This is a genomic window from Actinomadura chokoriensis (assembly GCF_039529475.1).
Taxonomy (GTDB): Bacteria; Actinomycetota; Actinomycetes; order Streptosporangiales; family Streptosporangiaceae; genus Spirillospora; species Spirillospora bangladeshensis.
The window spans coordinates 291,185-305,658 of record NZ_BAAAMW010000004.1 but is presented as its reverse complement, the minus strand read 5'-3'; the positions used below and the strand labels follow the sequence as shown (position 1 = coordinate 305,658).

Annotated in this window: 14 protein-coding genes; 7 read left to right on the top strand and 7 right to left on the bottom strand. The window is 71.5% G+C overall.

Going from position 1 to position 14,474, the window contains the following annotated elements; genetic code table 11:
• Positions 1 to 17 precede the first annotated feature (17 nt).
• Positions 18 to 1,148 carry a LacI family DNA-binding transcriptional regulator gene (locus ABFX46_RS12060; protein WP_346041885.1) on the bottom strand — a complete coding sequence of 377 codons (1,131 nt, stop codon included), beginning with the start codon at positions 1,146 to 1,148 and terminating at the stop codon, positions 18 to 20.
• Positions 1,149 to 1,443: 295 nt separating this feature from the next.
• On the opposite strand from ABFX46_RS12060, the gene ABFX46_RS12055 reads away from it, so the two are divergent.
• Positions 1,444 to 2,145, top strand: coding sequence for a TetR/AcrR family transcriptional regulator (locus ABFX46_RS12055; RefSeq protein WP_346041884.1), 702 nt, complete (start codon positions 1,444 to 1,446; stop codon positions 2,143 to 2,145).
• 250 nt (positions 2,146 to 2,395) lie between these two features.
• Here ABFX46_RS12055 and bldC read toward each other — a convergent pair whose 3' ends face one another.
• Both bldC and ABFX46_RS12045 read right to left on the bottom strand, forming a co-directional pair.
• A complete protein-coding gene (gene bldC / locus ABFX46_RS12050) occupies positions 2,396 to 2,599 on the bottom strand; it encodes a developmental transcriptional regulator BldC (protein ID WP_012850682.1) in 204 nt (67 codons plus the stop codon).
• A gap of 273 nt (positions 2,600 to 2,872) precedes the next feature.
• A complete protein-coding gene (locus ABFX46_RS12045; RefSeq protein WP_346041882.1) occupies positions 2,873 to 3,790 on the bottom strand; it encodes a DUF8083 family protein in 918 nt (305 codons plus the stop codon).
• Positions 3,791 to 3,874: 84 nt separating this feature from the next.
• Here ABFX46_RS12045 and ABFX46_RS12040 point away from each other — a divergent pair, with 84 nt between their 5' ends.
• Both ABFX46_RS12040 and ABFX46_RS12035 read left to right on the top strand, forming a co-directional pair.
• Positions 3,875 to 4,957, top strand: a complete 1,083-nt coding sequence (locus tag ABFX46_RS12040; protein WP_346041881.1) for a Leu/Phe/Val dehydrogenase — start codon at positions 3,875 to 3,877, stop codon at positions 4,955 to 4,957.
• 323 nt (positions 4,958 to 5,280) lie between these two features.
• Positions 5,281 to 5,487: a DUF3073 domain-containing protein gene (locus tag ABFX46_RS12035; protein ID WP_131941167.1), complete on the top strand. Its 207-nt coding sequence runs from the start codon at positions 5,281 to 5,283 to the stop codon at positions 5,485 to 5,487.
• Positions 5,488 to 5,758: 271 nt separating this feature from the next.
• Here ABFX46_RS12035 and purM read toward each other — a convergent pair whose 3' ends face one another.
• Both purM and purF read right to left on the bottom strand, forming a co-directional pair.
• On the bottom strand, positions 5,759 to 6,784 hold the full coding sequence (gene purM, locus ABFX46_RS12030) for a phosphoribosylformylglycinamidine cyclo-ligase (RefSeq protein WP_346041880.1): 1,026 nt from the start codon (positions 6,782 to 6,784) through the stop codon (positions 5,759 to 5,761).
• Entirely contained in the window at positions 6,781 to 8,235 is a 1,455-nt protein-coding gene (gene purF, locus ABFX46_RS12025) for an amidophosphoribosyltransferase (protein WP_346041879.1), read from the bottom strand. The genes purM and purF overlap by 4 nt, the downstream gene beginning before the upstream one ends.
• Before the next feature lie 128 nt (positions 8,236 to 8,363).
• Here purF and ABFX46_RS12020 point away from each other — a divergent pair, with 128 nt between their 5' ends.
• Entirely contained in the window at positions 8,364 to 8,882 is a 519-nt protein-coding gene (locus ABFX46_RS12020; RefSeq protein WP_346041878.1) for a hypothetical protein, read from the top strand.
• On the opposite strand, the gene ABFX46_RS12015 is transcribed toward ABFX46_RS12020, so the two are convergent.
• Both ABFX46_RS12015 and ABFX46_RS12010 read right to left on the bottom strand, forming a co-directional pair.
• Positions 8,774 to 9,409 (bottom strand): LamG domain-containing protein, encoded by a 636-nt coding sequence (locus ABFX46_RS12015; RefSeq protein WP_346042145.1) that lies wholly within the window; start codon positions 9,407 to 9,409, stop codon positions 8,774 to 8,776. The two genes, ABFX46_RS12020 and ABFX46_RS12015, sit on opposite strands and share 109 nt — an antisense overlap.
• A 35-nt stretch (positions 9,410 to 9,444) precedes the next feature.
• Positions 9,445 to 9,888, bottom strand: coding sequence for a sterol carrier family protein (locus tag ABFX46_RS12010; protein WP_163064408.1), 444 nt, complete (start codon positions 9,886 to 9,888; stop codon positions 9,445 to 9,447).
• Positions 9,889 to 10,072: 184 nt separating this feature from the next.
• Between ABFX46_RS12010 and ABFX46_RS12005 the strand changes: the two genes are divergently transcribed.
• The 3 genes from ABFX46_RS12005 (at position 10,073) to ABFX46_RS11995 (ending at position 14,448) form a co-directional block, all read left to right on the top strand.
• Complete coding sequence (locus ABFX46_RS12005) at positions 10,073 to 12,001, top strand: serine/threonine protein kinase (protein ID WP_346041877.1); 1,929 nt, start codon at positions 10,073 to 10,075, stop codon at positions 11,999 to 12,001.
• A gap of 136 nt (positions 12,002 to 12,137) precedes the next feature.
• Positions 12,138 to 13,301 carry a S8 family peptidase gene (locus tag ABFX46_RS12000; RefSeq protein ID WP_346041875.1) on the top strand — a complete coding sequence of 388 codons (1,164 nt, stop codon included), beginning with the start codon at positions 12,138 to 12,140 and terminating at the stop codon, positions 13,299 to 13,301.
• A 244-nt stretch (positions 13,302 to 13,545) separates the two neighbouring features.
• On the top strand, positions 13,546 to 14,448 hold the full coding sequence (locus ABFX46_RS11995; protein WP_346041874.1) for a coiled-coil domain-containing protein: 903 nt from the start codon (positions 13,546 to 13,548) through the stop codon (positions 14,446 to 14,448).
• Positions 14,449 to 14,474: the final 26 nt, after the last annotated feature.

Sequence of the window (14,474 nt, the reverse complement as noted above, 5' to 3'; positions counted from 1 at the left end):
CTGCCGAGGGCGGCGGGTCACGGGGCGGGAGCGGGCCCCGTGGTCGAGCGCACCACCAGGTGCGGGACGACCAGGTTCTGGCGGGGGTGCCGGGACGGGTCGCCGATGCGTGCGGTGAGCAGTTCGGCGGCCACCCGCCCCATGTCGCGGCGCGGCTGGTCCACGCTGGTCAGCGAGATGTGCCGGATCGCCGCGAGATGGGTGTTGTCGTACCCGACGATCGACAGGTCGGCGGGGACGGTCATGCCGAGTTCGTCGGCGGCCGACAGCGCGCCGGTCGCGACGAGGTCGTTGGGAGCGAAGATCGCGGTGGGGCGGGCGTCGCGGCGCAGCAGCGAGCGCGCGGCCCGGTAGCCGCCGTCCTCGGTGAAGTCGCCGGGCTCGACGACGATCTCGGCGGACAGCCCGTGCCGGTGCATGGCCTTCTCGTACCCGGCGCGGCGGTAGTGGGCGGTGGTGGAGCGCGCCCCCTCGATGTGCGCGATCCGGCGGTGCCCGAGCCCGACGAGGTGGTCGACGGCCAGGCTCGCGCCGAGTTCGTCGTCGTCCACGACGATGTCGACGCCGTGGACGTCGCGCTCGCCGACCATCACCACGGGGACGCTCGCGGCTGCCTCCTTGAGCGACTCGGGGACGACGCTGAGCAGCACCAGGCCGTCCACCCGCATCTCCAGGAACGCCTCGACCGCCTCGGCCTCGAACAGCGGGTCCCAGCGGCCGCTGCCGACGAGCATCCGCAGGCCGGCGCCGTGCAGGCTCTCCTGCAGCCCGTCGAGGAACTCGGCGAAGAACGGGTTGTGCAGATCGGCGACGATGGCGCCGATCAGCCGGGTGCGGCCCTCGACCAGGCTCCGCGCGACGGCGTTCGGCCGGTAGCCGAGCTCGCGGGCGGCCTGCAGGACGGCCTGCCGGCGCCGCTCGCTCACGTGCGGCGACCCCCGCATCACCAGTGAGACGAGCGACTTGGAGACTCCGGCGCGCTCGGCGACGTTGCGGATCGTCGGTTTCGGCGCCGGCACCGCCCTCCCCTCCTCGCGCCCGGCGGGCGGGGTTCCGCCGCGCGCGGCGGGAGAGGGGCCGCCGCGCGGCCGGGGCACCGCGCCCTCTCCCTGCCGTTCGTACGGGGGGTTCGGTTCATCAGCTGACATGGCACTCCGTCCGGGGGGACCTGCAGGACCTGCCGCGACGGCACGCCGCCGGGGGAGCCGGCGCGCCGTCCTCCGCTCGGGAGGAGATGCCATGATGCCGCGCCTTCCCCCCAAACCGTCGCAACAGGGAGTAACGGGCATCCGCGAATGGTGGTTCAGGCCTGTGGTGTCCGGAATCACAGTCCGGTCGGCCGGTGATCACGGCACGGTGAAGATGATCACGACCCGGTGAAAAGGCCGGCCGCGTCCCGGTCGGCGGGATCGCCCGCGGGCCCGCCTCGGATACCCTGCCCACGTGGCAGAACGTGCGGTGGCCGGCGACAAGGCGCGGAGCCGGCAGAGCGGCGGGCAGCGCGGCGGGCGCGGCCGGCGCAGGCTCAGCGTGGACGAACGGCGCGAGGAACTGATCGACGCGGCGCTGCAGCTGTTCAGCGCGCGCTCGCCCGAGGACATCTCGATCGACGACGTCGCGGCCGCGGCGGGCGCCTCCCGCGCGCTCGTCTACCACTACTTCGGCGGCAAGTACGAGCTGTACATCGCGGCGCTCGGCAGCGCGGCGAAGAAGCTGTCGGTGCTGCTCGAACCGCCCACCGAGGGCAAGCCCCTCGAACGCCTGGGCATCTCGCTGAAGCGCTACTTCGACTTCGTGGAGAGCCACGCCGCGGGCTACACGGCGCTGCTGCGCGGCGGCCCGGCCGACCGCTCCGGCGAGGCGGGCGAGATCGTCGACGGCATCCGCCGGCTGCTGCTGGACCGGATCCTGCACTCGCTGGACGTGGCGGAGCCGCCGCCCGTCCTGCGCATCACGCTGCGCTCCTGGATGGCGCTGGTGGAGACCGCCGGCCTCGACTGGCTGGAGAACCGCGACATCCCGCGGGCCGACCTGGAGCGGCTGCTCGTCGACCAGCTGGTGGCCATCATGCAGACGGCCGGCCGGCACGATCCGGAGACCGGGGCCCTGTTCGACCGCCTCTCCCAGGAGGAGCTGAGCACGTGACTCCTGTGACGGCCGGAGCCTTGTGTCCGATTGTGGACGCTTAGCCGTTGGGTGTCCGAAATTCCACCCAGGCCAGATCCCGCCCGCGGGTCAGCGGGCGGGATCCCGGCCGAACGGTGATCGGCCCGGTGCCCACGGTTCTCGGATGACCGTGGGACCGGCCCATTCGTCCGGGAGACCTCTGGCCGACCTCGCGGTACGAGATGCGCCCCAGCGGCCCCCCGGCCGTCCCCCCTTGTGCCGTGCGCGGTTATTCCGAGCGCTGCTGCGGGATGCCGGCGAGCAGCGCCCGCACCTCCGCCTCGCGGTAGCGGCGGTGCCCCCCGAGCGTCCGGATGGACGTGAGCTTTCCCGCCTTCGCCCACCGTGTGACGGTCTTGGGGTCGACGCGGAACATCGTCGCCACCTCCGCCGGCGTCAGCAGGGGCTCGGCCTCTGGCGTACGTGCTGACATGTTTGCGGCCTCTCCTCCGTGGACCGATGACAGCGATCCTGCGATTGATCCTCGCGTGGTCACTGATGTCCCCTATGGCCCGAAAGAGCCACTATGACATCACAACGTGTAACCTTGCCACCACTCAGCGCAACAAGCAAGTTCCTGGCTGTAGTTGCGTGCAAACATCCCCACGGCTGCGGGGTGCCGCACCTGAGCGAAGGCCACTGGGTCACGCTGCGTGATTCTAGCGACACGTATAGTCGTATCGCGCGCGGATTCGGGAAATTTGTTTTAGTTCGCGGCCTCGAGCGCGCGGACGGGCCGCCAGCGGGCCAGCAGGCGCTTGTACATCGCCACGGTCAGCTCGACCTCGCCCCGCTCCATCCCGGTGAGGGCCACGGTCATCTCGGCGACCGACTCGTCCGCGCGCAGGGCGCGGTCGTCCAGCAGGTGGACGAGACCGCCGTAGTCGAGCTCCACGAGCGCGCGCGGGTGGAAGCCGCCGAGCCACCTGGCGAGCGTCTCCAGCCGTCCGGCCGACAGGAGGTAGACCTCCTCCGTGCCGTCGCCGAGGTTCTCTCGTACCACCGGCAGCGCCGCCTCCACGCGGCGGCGCGCCTCGCCCATGGAGGTGACGTAGATGAGTGTGCGCGCGGGCGCGGCCGTCGCCGAGCCATGGCCGGCAGGCTCCTCGGACGCGTCGTCGGCCTTGCGGTATCCGGTGCCGGGCGTACCGAGCATCAGGCAGCGCTCGCCGCGCGCGAACGGCACGAACCAGTCCAGCGGGACGTGCCAGGTGCTCGTCAGTATGTGCGGGCGCAGCGGCCGCCCGGCCCGCTTCCACTGGTCGAACTCGCTCATCGCCCGCTCCGCCACCGGCGGCGGGACGAACGCGGCCGCGACGCCGGCGGCGTGCTCGCCCCGGAACCGCTCGAAGGCCAGCCACGAGCGCAGCCGCGTCCCCCACGGGCAGATGTAGATCATGTCGTCGAGGCGCCGCACGTAGGCGTCCCTGCTCTCCCGCTCCGGGACGACCTCCGGCGGCGACGCGGTCAGCCGGAGTGCCGCCTCGCGGTGCTCCACGCCGAGCGCGTGGATCCGCCGCGGGCGCCGCCGGGAATCGGCGTAGACCGTCCACAGGGTCCGCGCGGGCTCCGGGAAGGCGGTCACCGGTTCATAAACCCGTAGGTACGCGGCGTACGGAAGCACCACCGCATCGTTACACGAGATCGGGGCGGACGTGGGGCATCCGGCGTCCTAGTCTGATCTAGAGACAGAGAGGAGGGCACTACCGTGCCTAATGTCTTCGGGGCGCCCCACAAGGGCACCGAACCCCGACACGAGCAGGTCGTCTTCTGCCAAGACGAAGCCAGCGGCCTGCGCGCCATCATCGCGATCTACTCGACCGCGCTCGGCCCGTCCCTGGGAGGCACCCGCTTCTTCCCGTACGGCTCCGAGGAGGACGCACTGTCCGACGTGCTGAACCTCTCCCGGGGCATGGCCTACAAGAACGCCCTGGCCGGGCTCGACCTCGGCGGTGGCAAGGCCGTCATCATCGGCGACCCGGCCATCGACAAGTCCGAGGCGATGCTGAGGGCGTACGGGCGGTTCGTCCAGTCGCTGAACGGCCGCTACTACACGGCCTGCGACGTCGGCACCTACAGCGAGGACATGGACGTCGTGGCGCGGGAGTGCCGCTACGTCACCGGGCGGACGGTCGCGCACGGCGGTGCCGGCGATTCCTCCATCCTCACCGCGTTCGGCGTCTTCCAGGGCATGCGCGCCGCGGCCGAGACCGTGTGGGGGTCGCCCACGCTGCGCGGCAGGCGGGTCGGCGTGGAGGGCGTCGGGAAAGTGGGCCACCGGCTGGTGGAGCACCTGCGCGAGGACGGCGCGGACGTCGTGGTCTGCGACGTGAACCAGGCGGCCGTGGACCGGGTCCGGTCACTCCACCCCGAGGTGGAGGTCGTCGCGGACGGCGACGCCATGGTCCGCGCGGATCTCGATGTGTACGCACCCTGCGCGCTCGGCGGCTCGCTCAACGACGACACCGTGCCCGTGCTGCGGGCCAAGGTGGTCTGCGGCGCCGCGAACAACCAGCTGGCCCATACGGGAGTGGAGAAGAGCCTCGCCGACCGCGGCATCCTGTACGCGCCCGACTACGTGGTGAACTCGGGCGGCGTGATCCAGGTCGCGGACGAGATCGAGGGCTTCAACTTCGACCGGGCGAAGGCCCGCGCCACCGGCATCTACGACACCACCCTCAAGATCTTCGCGCTGGCCGCCGACGACGGCGTCCCGCCGGCGGCCGCGGCCGACCGGCTCGCGGAGCGCCGGATGACCGAGATCGGCAGGCTGCGGGGAATCCTCCTCTGATGCCCGTCTCCGCGGTCTGCAGGGCGTGTCCGGACAGTGGTCTTCCTAGACCTGTTTAGACCGTTGCAAGACCGTTGTAAGGGCCGCCGTGGGGCGCGGTACGACCGTCCCACGGCGGCCTTGGCACGTACTCGTGACCACCGGATACACTGTTGTTATCAGCAACAGGGGCGCCGCCACGTACCGTCGATGTACCGAGCCAGGCGCAAAACGGGTACGGTTGTACCCGTGACTGACGCATGGCTCATCAGGCACCGGTTCGTGTGGTACACGCGCGCGTTGATGGGCCCACGAAAGCCCTGACCATCGAGGGGGTCGAGCCAATGGGTCGCGGCCGAGCCAAGGCCAAGCAGGTGAAGGTTGCCCGGCAGCTCAAGTACAACACCGGCAACACGGACCTCGACCGCCTGAAGGACGAACTGGGAGTCGCAGACTCCGGCGACGACTCGTACGACGAGCTCGCCGAGAAGTACGCCGACTACGCCGAGGACTACGGCACGGAGCCCCGCAAGGACGGCACCTCCGGTTGATCGGCCGACAGTGCGCCACTGCCCGCCGCGGGCAGTGGCGTTTGTCGTGACTTCTCCATGTTCGCCGCGGTTCTTCCTTTGTGGGGGGTGTGTGGGTCATGGTTTCCGCCGGCCGCCGAGAGAGCCCCTGGGGCACCTTCGGCGGCTCACGCTGCCCCGTGTGACGCTTGAGGGCTGAGAGGCGCTCAGAGCCCCTCTCAGCCCGTCACGCGCCAGTTGCACGTCTCCCGGTCGCACGATTCTCCGGCCGAGCGCCTGCGGGCCGCGCGCTCTACGCGAAGGCCGCGGTGCCGGTGCCCTCGGTGATCTCTCCGAGGGTCCAGGCGGGGACGCCGCGGGAGGCCAGCAGGCGCAGCGCCGCGTCGGCGGCGTCCGGGCTCACGATCGCGGCCATCCCCACGCCCAGGTTGAACGTCTTGTCCATCTCGGGCTGCGGCACGCCGCCGTGCTCCTGCAGGACGCGGAACAGCGGCGGGACCTCCCACGACGAGCGGTCCAGGACGGCGTCCGCGGTCGCCGGCAGGGAGCGGGCCAGGTTCGCCGCCAGCCCCCCGCCCGTGATGTGCGCGAACGCCCGCACGCCGCCGGCCTCGGTCAGCGCCAGGCAGTCCTTGGCGTAGATGCGCGTCGGGGTGAGGAGTTCCTCACCGAGCGGACGGTCGAGTTCGGCGGGCGCCGATTCCAGGGTCAGGTCCGTCGTGGCCAGGATGTGCCGGACGAGCGAGTACCCGTTGGAGTGGATGCCCGACGACGCCATGGCGAGCACGACGTCCCCCGCCTGGACGCGGTCCGGGCCGAGGATCTCGTCGGCCTCCACGACGCCCGTCCCCGCGCCCGCGAGGTCGAACTCGTCCGACTCCAGCAGCCCGGGGTGTTCGGCGGTCTCGCCGCCGATGAGGGCGCATCCGGCCAGGGCGCAGGCTTCGGCGATGCCGCCGACGATGTCGGCGATCCGTTCCGGGACGACCTTCCCGCAGGCGATGTAGTCGGTCATGAACAGCGGCTCGGCCCCGCACACGGCGAGGTCGTCGATGACCATGCCGACCAGGTCGTGCCCGACCGTGTCGTAGACGCCGAGGCGCCGCGCCAGGTCGACCTTGGTGCCGACGCCGTCCGTGGACGTCGCGAGCAGGGGGCGCTTGTACTTCAGCAGGGCGGACGCGTCGAACAGGCCCGCGAACCCGCTGACGTCGTCGACGACCTCGGGGCGCCGTGAACGCGCCACCCGCGACTTCATCAGCTCGACGGCGCGCTCGCCCGCCGCGATGTCGACACCGGCGGCCTCGTAGGACGTCACCGGCCGACCTCCAGCAGATGCTTGCCGCGGGCGTCCTGCTCCACGGGGATGGGGTAGATGCCGTCGAAGCACGCACGGCACAGGTTGTTCTTGGGGATCTGCGAGGCGGAGATGAGCTCGTCCAGGGAGACGTAGCCGAGCGTGTCGGCGCCGATGGAGTCGCGGATCTCCTCCACGGACAGGTTCCCGGCGATCAGCTCGGCGCGGGTCGCGAAGTCGATGCCGTAGAAGCAGGGCCAGGCGACGGGCGGGCTGGAGATGCGGACGTGCACCTCGGCGGCGCCCGCGTCCCGCAGCATCGCCACGATCGCGCGCTGGGTGTTGCCCCGCACGATGGAGTCGTCCACCACCACGAGCCGCTTGCCCTCGATCGCCTCGCGCAGCGGGTTGAGCTTGAGCCGGATGCCGAGCTGCCGGATCGTCTGGGACGGCTGGATGAACGTCCGCCCGACGTAGGAGTTCTTCACCAGCCCCTGGCCGTAGGGGATGCCGGACGCCTCCGCGTAGCCGATCGCGGCCGGGGTGCCCGACTCGGGCGTCGGGATGACCATGTCGGCCTCGACGGGGTGCTCGCGGGCCAGCCGGCGCCCCACCTCGACGCGGGTGGCCTGGACGCTGCGCCCGGCGATCGTCGTGTCGGGCCGCGCGAGGTAGACGTACTCGAACAGGCAGCCCTTGGGGCGCGGCTCCGCGAACCGCTCGGAGCGCACGCCCTCGCCGTCGATCGCGACGAGCTCGCCGGGCTCGATCTCCCGGACGAAGCGGGCGCCGACGATGTCGAGCCCGGCCGTCTCGGACGACACCACCCAGCCGCCGGCCTCCAGCTCGCCGAGCACGAGCGGCCGCACGCCCTCGGGGTCGCGGGCCGCGTACAGGGTGCCCTCGTCCATGAAGACCAGGGAGTAGGCGCCGCGCGTGGCCGGGAGGATCTCGCGGGCGGCGGTCATGGGGCCGCCCTCGCCGTGGTGGGCGAACAGCGCCGTGAGGACCTCGGTGTCGGTCGTGGCGGTCAGCACTCCGGGGTCGAGCCGCGCCGCCAGCTCCGGCGTGTTGATGAGGTTGCCGTTGTGGGTGAGCGCGAGCCCGCCCGCGTCCGTCGACCGGAACGTGGGCTGCGCGTTCTCCCACGTGGGCGAGCCGGTCGTGGAGTAGCGGCAGTGGCCGACGGCGATGTGGCCGCGCAGCGTGTTCAGCACCGACTCGTCGAAGACCTGGGCGACGAGGCCCATGTCCTTGAACACGACGATGCGGGAGCCGTCGCTGACCGCGATTCCGGCCGACTCCTGGCCGCGGTGCTGGAGCGCGTACAGGCCGTAGTAGGTGAGCTTGCTCACCTCGGCCCGCGACGCCTGGTCGGCGGGGACCCAGACGCCGAACACACCGCAGGCGTCCTGAGGAGCGCGGTCGGAGGGATCGATGTCGTGGCTCAGACGTCCGTCACGGAGAGGCACGTGAATCAGTCTAGATGCCCGGTTCACCTGGTCCGATCGGTGGCATGTCTTAACCGGGCTTTACTCCCCCGTACCACGGGCATCACGCGGTGCGGGGGAATCTGAGGACGACACGTGGGAGGAGATCGATGACGCTGCCCGGGTACGAGACCTACGCGCCCCCCGCACCGCCCCGGCGGAGCGGCCTGGCGAGGGCCTCCCAGGTGCTCGGAATCGCCGGGCTGGTGGGGCTCGTGCTGTGCCTGGCGGGGCTGATTCCCGCTCTCGTGGGGCTCGTCCTAGGGGCGGTGTCCCTCGTCCGGCGCGACCCCGATCGGCGGCCCGCCGTCGTGGGCGTCGTCTGCTCCGCCCTTGCCCTCGCCATCGGCGCGGGGACGCTCATCTGGCTGCTGAGCAAGGCCGCGCAGTGCGGGGACGAGGCGCGATACCCGGACGAGCCGTCGCGCCGGGGCTGCGTGGAGCGCGAGTTCCCCTTCGCCAAGGCGAGAACACAGCAGGGCGCCCTGTCGCCCGCTCAGCCGGACGCTCGGCCGGACGCTCAGTCGGCCAGCGCGCGGACGGCTTCCTCGGTGAGCGGTGAGGCGTACACGCGGAAGTCGTCCATGAGGCCGCCGAACCCGGGCTTGGTGGGTTCGCTGCCCAGGTAGATCGGTCCGGCGGGTGTGACGACGGGGTGCTCCAACGGGACGGCCACATCTAGCTTGCCGTTGACGTAGAGGAACATCCCTCCCGTGTTCACTGCGAAGGCGACATGGGTCCATTCCCCTACGGACAGCCTGGTGTGGCTGTCGACGTAGTCGGGCCCCTTGACGGTGAACAACTGGACTCGCAGCCTCATCTCGTCCGGATACAGCCACAGGCCCAGGCCGCGCGCGTCGTCCTCCGCGACCGGCTTGTAGACGACGCTGCGCCACTCCCCGGTCGGCGGCTCGGTCACCTGGACGAAGAACGCCAGGCTGAACCCGAACACCTGGCTCAGGACGAGCTGCGGCGCGGCCGGGATGACGGCCCGGTCCCGCCCGCTGAGCGAGAGCGCCTCACCGTCCCGGCCCGGGACGATTCCGGCGGTCTCGTCCAGTTCGGCGGCGGGTCCGGCCCCGGTCGCGTCCGCGACCCTGCGGCCGTCCACGGTGGCGACGTCGAACGTCCAGTGCGCGATCAGCACGGGGATCACCTCCAGCAACGCGGATACTCCCGCACTGCGGCGCCTCAGTCGATGGGCAGGGGAAGAAAGGGCGACAGGTCCGCGCGCGCGCCGCTCGCCCTCACCCGTCCGTCCGCGACCGCGTCGGCCCAGGCCAGCCGTCCCGTGGCCAGCGCGATCCAGGCCGCGGCGTCCATCTCCACCACATTCGGTGGTGTTCCACGGGTATGGTGCGGGCCGTCGATGCACTGCACGGCGGCGTGCGGAGGGACCCGGACCTCCACCGAACGGCCCGGGGCCAGCTCGGCGAGCCGGTCGAGCAGGAATCGCACCGCCCCCTTGACCACCGGACGGGACGGCTCGGCGCCGCCCGCCCCGGCGGAGGCGAGAACGGTGTCCAGGGCCGCGCGACGGAGCGCGGCGGGCTCGTCCGGGCCGCCGTGGGGCGGCAGGCCGAGCGCGGCGCGCTGCTCGTTCAGGACGGCCAGAGAGAGCGGAGTTCGCGACATCGCGAACGAAGCTACCCGGTCGGTCGCGGTCCCCGGACGGCCGGTGGCGCACCGGCGGCCGCGGCGGACCGGCCTTCCACGGAAAGTACGCCGAAGCGGTAGAAAGGACCCCCGGTGCCAGGTCTGGGGAGTGAGTTGGACGGGGAGCCGGGGCGCGTCCCCGGAGGACACGGAGGTTCGTCAGATGCCCGAGGCGCTGCCCCTGCAGCCGGGTGACCCGCTGAGACTCGGCTCGGTCGAGATCACGGGCCGGCTCGGCGTCGGCGAGCAGGGCGCCGTCTTCCTCGGCAGGGACCGGACCGGCGGCAACGTCGCCGTGAAGGTCCTGCACGTCCGGCTGAGCGGCGAGCCCGTCGCCCGGTCCCGGTTCGCCGGCGCGTTCTCCTCCGCCCGGAAGGTCTCCGGGTTCTGCACGGCGGCGATCCTGGACGCCGACGTGGACGGCGACCGCCCCTACGTGGTGAGCCAGTGGGTGGACGGGCCGTCCCTCCAGCAGCTCGTGGACGAGGAGGGCGTGCGCGGCGGCGCCGTCGTCGAGCGCCTGGCGGTCGGCATGGCGATCGCGCTCGCGGCCGTCCACCGGGCGGGTGCGGTTCATCACAACCTGAAGCCCGCGAACGTCCTCCTGGGACGGGACGGCCCCAGGATGAGCGACTTCGGCATCGCGCACGCCCTGGAGGCGGTCAACGTCTCCTTCAGCGGGCACATCACCGACGACCCTTCCTACAAGGCCCCGGAGCAGTTGAGCGGCATGGGCATCGGCTCTGCCGCCGACGTGTTCGCCTGGGCGTCGACCATCCTGTTCGCCGCCACGGGCAAGCCGCCGTTCGGGGAGGGTTCGCCTCACGAGATGATGCAGCGCATCGTCTACGACCAGGCGGACCTGTCGGACGTCCCCGATTCGTTGCGCGAGGTCATGGCGAGCGCTCTGGCCAAGGTTCCGGCGGAGCGTCCTACCGCTGCGCAGATCCTTGAACGGCTCCTCGGGGCCGGCAGCCCGCTCCCCGGCCGCATGCCGCCCTCGATGGTCGAGGAGGGGCGCGCCTTGGCGGCGGGCCCTGCCGCCAAGCAGCAGGCGTCGCCGACGGTGCCGCCGCCGCGCTCCCCCATGGGCGCCCCGGCGCAACCGATGGCGAGGCAGGCCCCACCACCACCGCCGCCGGTGCCGCCCGTACCGCCCGTGCCACCCGCACCGCCGGTGCCGCCGGTGCCGCCACCGCCTCCGCCTCCGGGCTCGCCAGGGCCTTCCGGGCCGCCGCCTGCGGCCGAGTCGCCGTCCCTTCCCCTGCTGGGGAAGCTGTCGCGCACCCGCAAGCCGCGCCGCGAGACCCCGCCGCCGGAGCCGGAACCGCTCGCGGCCGACCTGGACCCGGCGGCGTTCGAGGCGACCACGACCTTCGGCGCGGTCGGCCTGGACCGTCCGTCCGGCTCCGGACGCCGCGACGAGCGGGACGACCCGGTCCAGGCGGACCAGACCGCGAGGTTCGACGCGGTGGGCCCCGACCCGACGGCGGTCTTCGGCGCGGTCGACATGCACGACCACCCCGACATCTCCGAGCCGCACCTCATCCCCGGCCTCGGCCATGGGCGGGACGGCGGCGAGCGCCGTCCGTCACCGCTGAACTCCATCGCGCGTATGCGGCGGCCCAGCAACCATGTGCTCGGTCTCGCCCTTTCACTGTTCATCGGTGTCAGCGTCGGAATCGCCATCATCGCGCTGGTGCTGTGGCCTCAGCTCAAGGACGACAGCGGAGGGTCACCCGACAGCGCCAACGCGTCCAACAACCGTCCGGTGACGACGATCCCCGCCGCCTTCGCGGGGACTTGGAGGGGCGATGTGGTCAACACCAACCGCAATGTCTCCTTCCCAGTGGAGATCACCTTCGAGGCAGGCGGCACTACGGCGCACGCGGTGTACCCACGCGAGAAGTGCAACGGCACTCTGACGCTGACCAGGGGCACGGAGAGCGCGCTCAAGATGAACCTGGCCATCGGCAGCCCCTGCACGAGCGGGGTGGTCGAGATCACCCGGCAGCCGGACGGGACGCTGCAGTACACGTGGACCAAGCCGGGGACCAAGCTCGGCTACGGAGGCAGGCTCAGCCGCGCCTGATCCGCCGCCGCTCCCCGCGCCACCCGTCCAATTTGTCACCTCAAGTCAGGACAGTTCCGCTAAGGTTCCCTCGATCGAGATCGTCGATCACTGGACGGGGCCCGCCGCACGCGGTCCCCCGGCTGAAGGAGAGGCCGTGCGGGCTGTCCACCGAAGGCTGCTGCTCGCCGGCGCGGTCGCGACCAGCCTCGGCGCCGCCGCGGCGCTCCCCGTGCTCGCCGACGACTCCGCCGCCCTCGTGCGGGTGACGGCGGCCGAGGGCAGCCCCGTGCCCGGCCAGTACATCGTCACGCTGAAGCCCGGAGCGTCCACGAGCGACACCGCGGGCAAGGTCAGGGCCGCCGGCGTCAAGCGCTTCGACGGCGTGCTGAACGGCTTCGCCGCCAAGCTGACCGGTGACCAGCTCGACAGGCTCCGCCGCGACCACCGCGTCGCCGCGATCGAGCAGGACCAGATCGTCCGGGCCAGCACGACCCAGCGCGCCCCCCTGCCGTGGGGCCTCGACCGCATCGACCAGCGGTCCGGCAAGCTCTCGAAGAGCTATTACTACAAATCCTCTGGAAGCGGCGTCAACGCCTACGTCATCGACACCGGCCTGGACGTCAGGCACAAGGAGTTCGGGGGCCGCGCCTCCATCGCCTGGACGGCGTCGAGGTTCAACGGCGACGGACGTGACTGCAACGGCCACGGAACCCACGTCGCGGGCATCATCGGCTCCAAGACCTACGGCGCCGCCAAGTCCGTCAAGCTCCGCGCCCTGCGCGTCCTCGACTGCGACGGCGCCGGTTCGATGTCGGACGTCGTCGCGGCCGTCCAGTGGCTGCGCACCCACGCCGCCAAGCCGGCCGTGGCGAACATGTCGCTCGGCGGACCGAAGTCCTCCGCGCTGAACACCGCCGTGACGAGCCTGTCGAAGTCCGGGGTCTTCCTGTCCGTGGCCGCGGGCAACGACAACAGGGACGCCTGCAACTACTCGCCGTCCGGCGCCGGCTGGGTCATGGCGGTGGGAGCGACCACCAAGTCCGACGCCCGCGCGTCGTTCTCCAACTGGGGCAAGTGCGTCGACATCAACGCACCCGGCTACGGCGTCTACTCCACCTGGCCCGGAGGCGGCCGCAAGGCGATCAGCGGGACGTCCATGGCCGCCCCCTACGTGAGCGGTGTCGCGGCCCTCTACCTGTCCACCCACAAGAAGGCCACCTTCCCGCAAGTGCAGAAGTGGCTGAACGACAATTCCACCCACGGCCTCAAGGGGCTCCGAACCCAGCCCGACCGGCTGCTCTACAAGGGCAAGCTGTGAAGCCCGTCACGTAGGATGGCCCGGCTCCCAGCAAGGAGCCGGGCTTCACGCGTACCGCGCCGTGCCACCTGATCCAGGGGTCTAACCTTGGCGAGGCCCGGACTTCTTCGGCGCTCATTGACCTCAGGGCCCCCGGACCTCCGTACCTACGGCCGAGACGAGAGGAGAACACGTGGAGACCCCCGCCTCCACCTGTCGGCGGACCGCACGCCGGCGAGGTGGACGACGCACCGCCACGGCTCTCGTGGCCATCGCCGCCGCGCTGCCGCTGATCGGCACCGCCACCCCCTCGGCGAGCGCTGCCCCGGCCGCGTACGTCCCCATGGACCCGGGCGACAGCGCCAAGTTCGCCAAGCTGAACCGCCAGATCGAGAAGCTCGACAAGGAGTACGGCGGCGACCTCGCCAAGCTGAAGGACGCCCAGTACGCGGCGCAGAAGGCGCTGAGCAAGTCCAACGACCTGCAGAGGGACCTCGTCGAGGCCCGCAACCTCGTGGCCCAGCTCGCCGCGACCCAGTACATGACCGGCGGCGAGGACCCGACGGTCGCGTTCCTCGCCGACGCCGACCCCAACGAGATGCTCAGCAACGCCACCCTGGTCAGCCACCTGGCGCAGAACAAGGCGGCGAAGGTCGCGCAGATCCAGAAGCTCGTCAACGACCAGCTGGAGGCCCGCAAGAAGGCCCAGGCGAAGATGGGCGAGCTGAAGAAGGAGATCAAGGATCTGAAGAACCGCAAGGCCCAGATCCAGCAGCTCGTCAAGAAGTACAAGCCCGAGTCGCCGAGCATCGGCATGGGCGGCGTCACGCCCCGCATGCTCAAGGTCAAGAACACCCTCGACCTGGAGATGGGCCCGTTCCCGACGATCGGCTGCGTCCGGCACACCGGCGACCCGCAGGACCACGGCACCGGCCACGCCTGCGACTTCATGGTCACGACCGGCGGCGTCATGGCGAGCGGCAGCGCCAAGGCCCAGGGCGACCGCACCGCCGACTACGCCATCGCCCACGCGAGCGCCCTCGGCATCAAGTACGTGATCTGGCGCCAGCGCATCTACGACATGCGCAGCCCCGGCTGGCGCATGATGGAGAACCGCGGCGGCGTGACCGCCAACCACTACGACCACGTCCACGTCTCGGTCTTCTGACCCGGACGCCGTGCGACGCCGCGCGA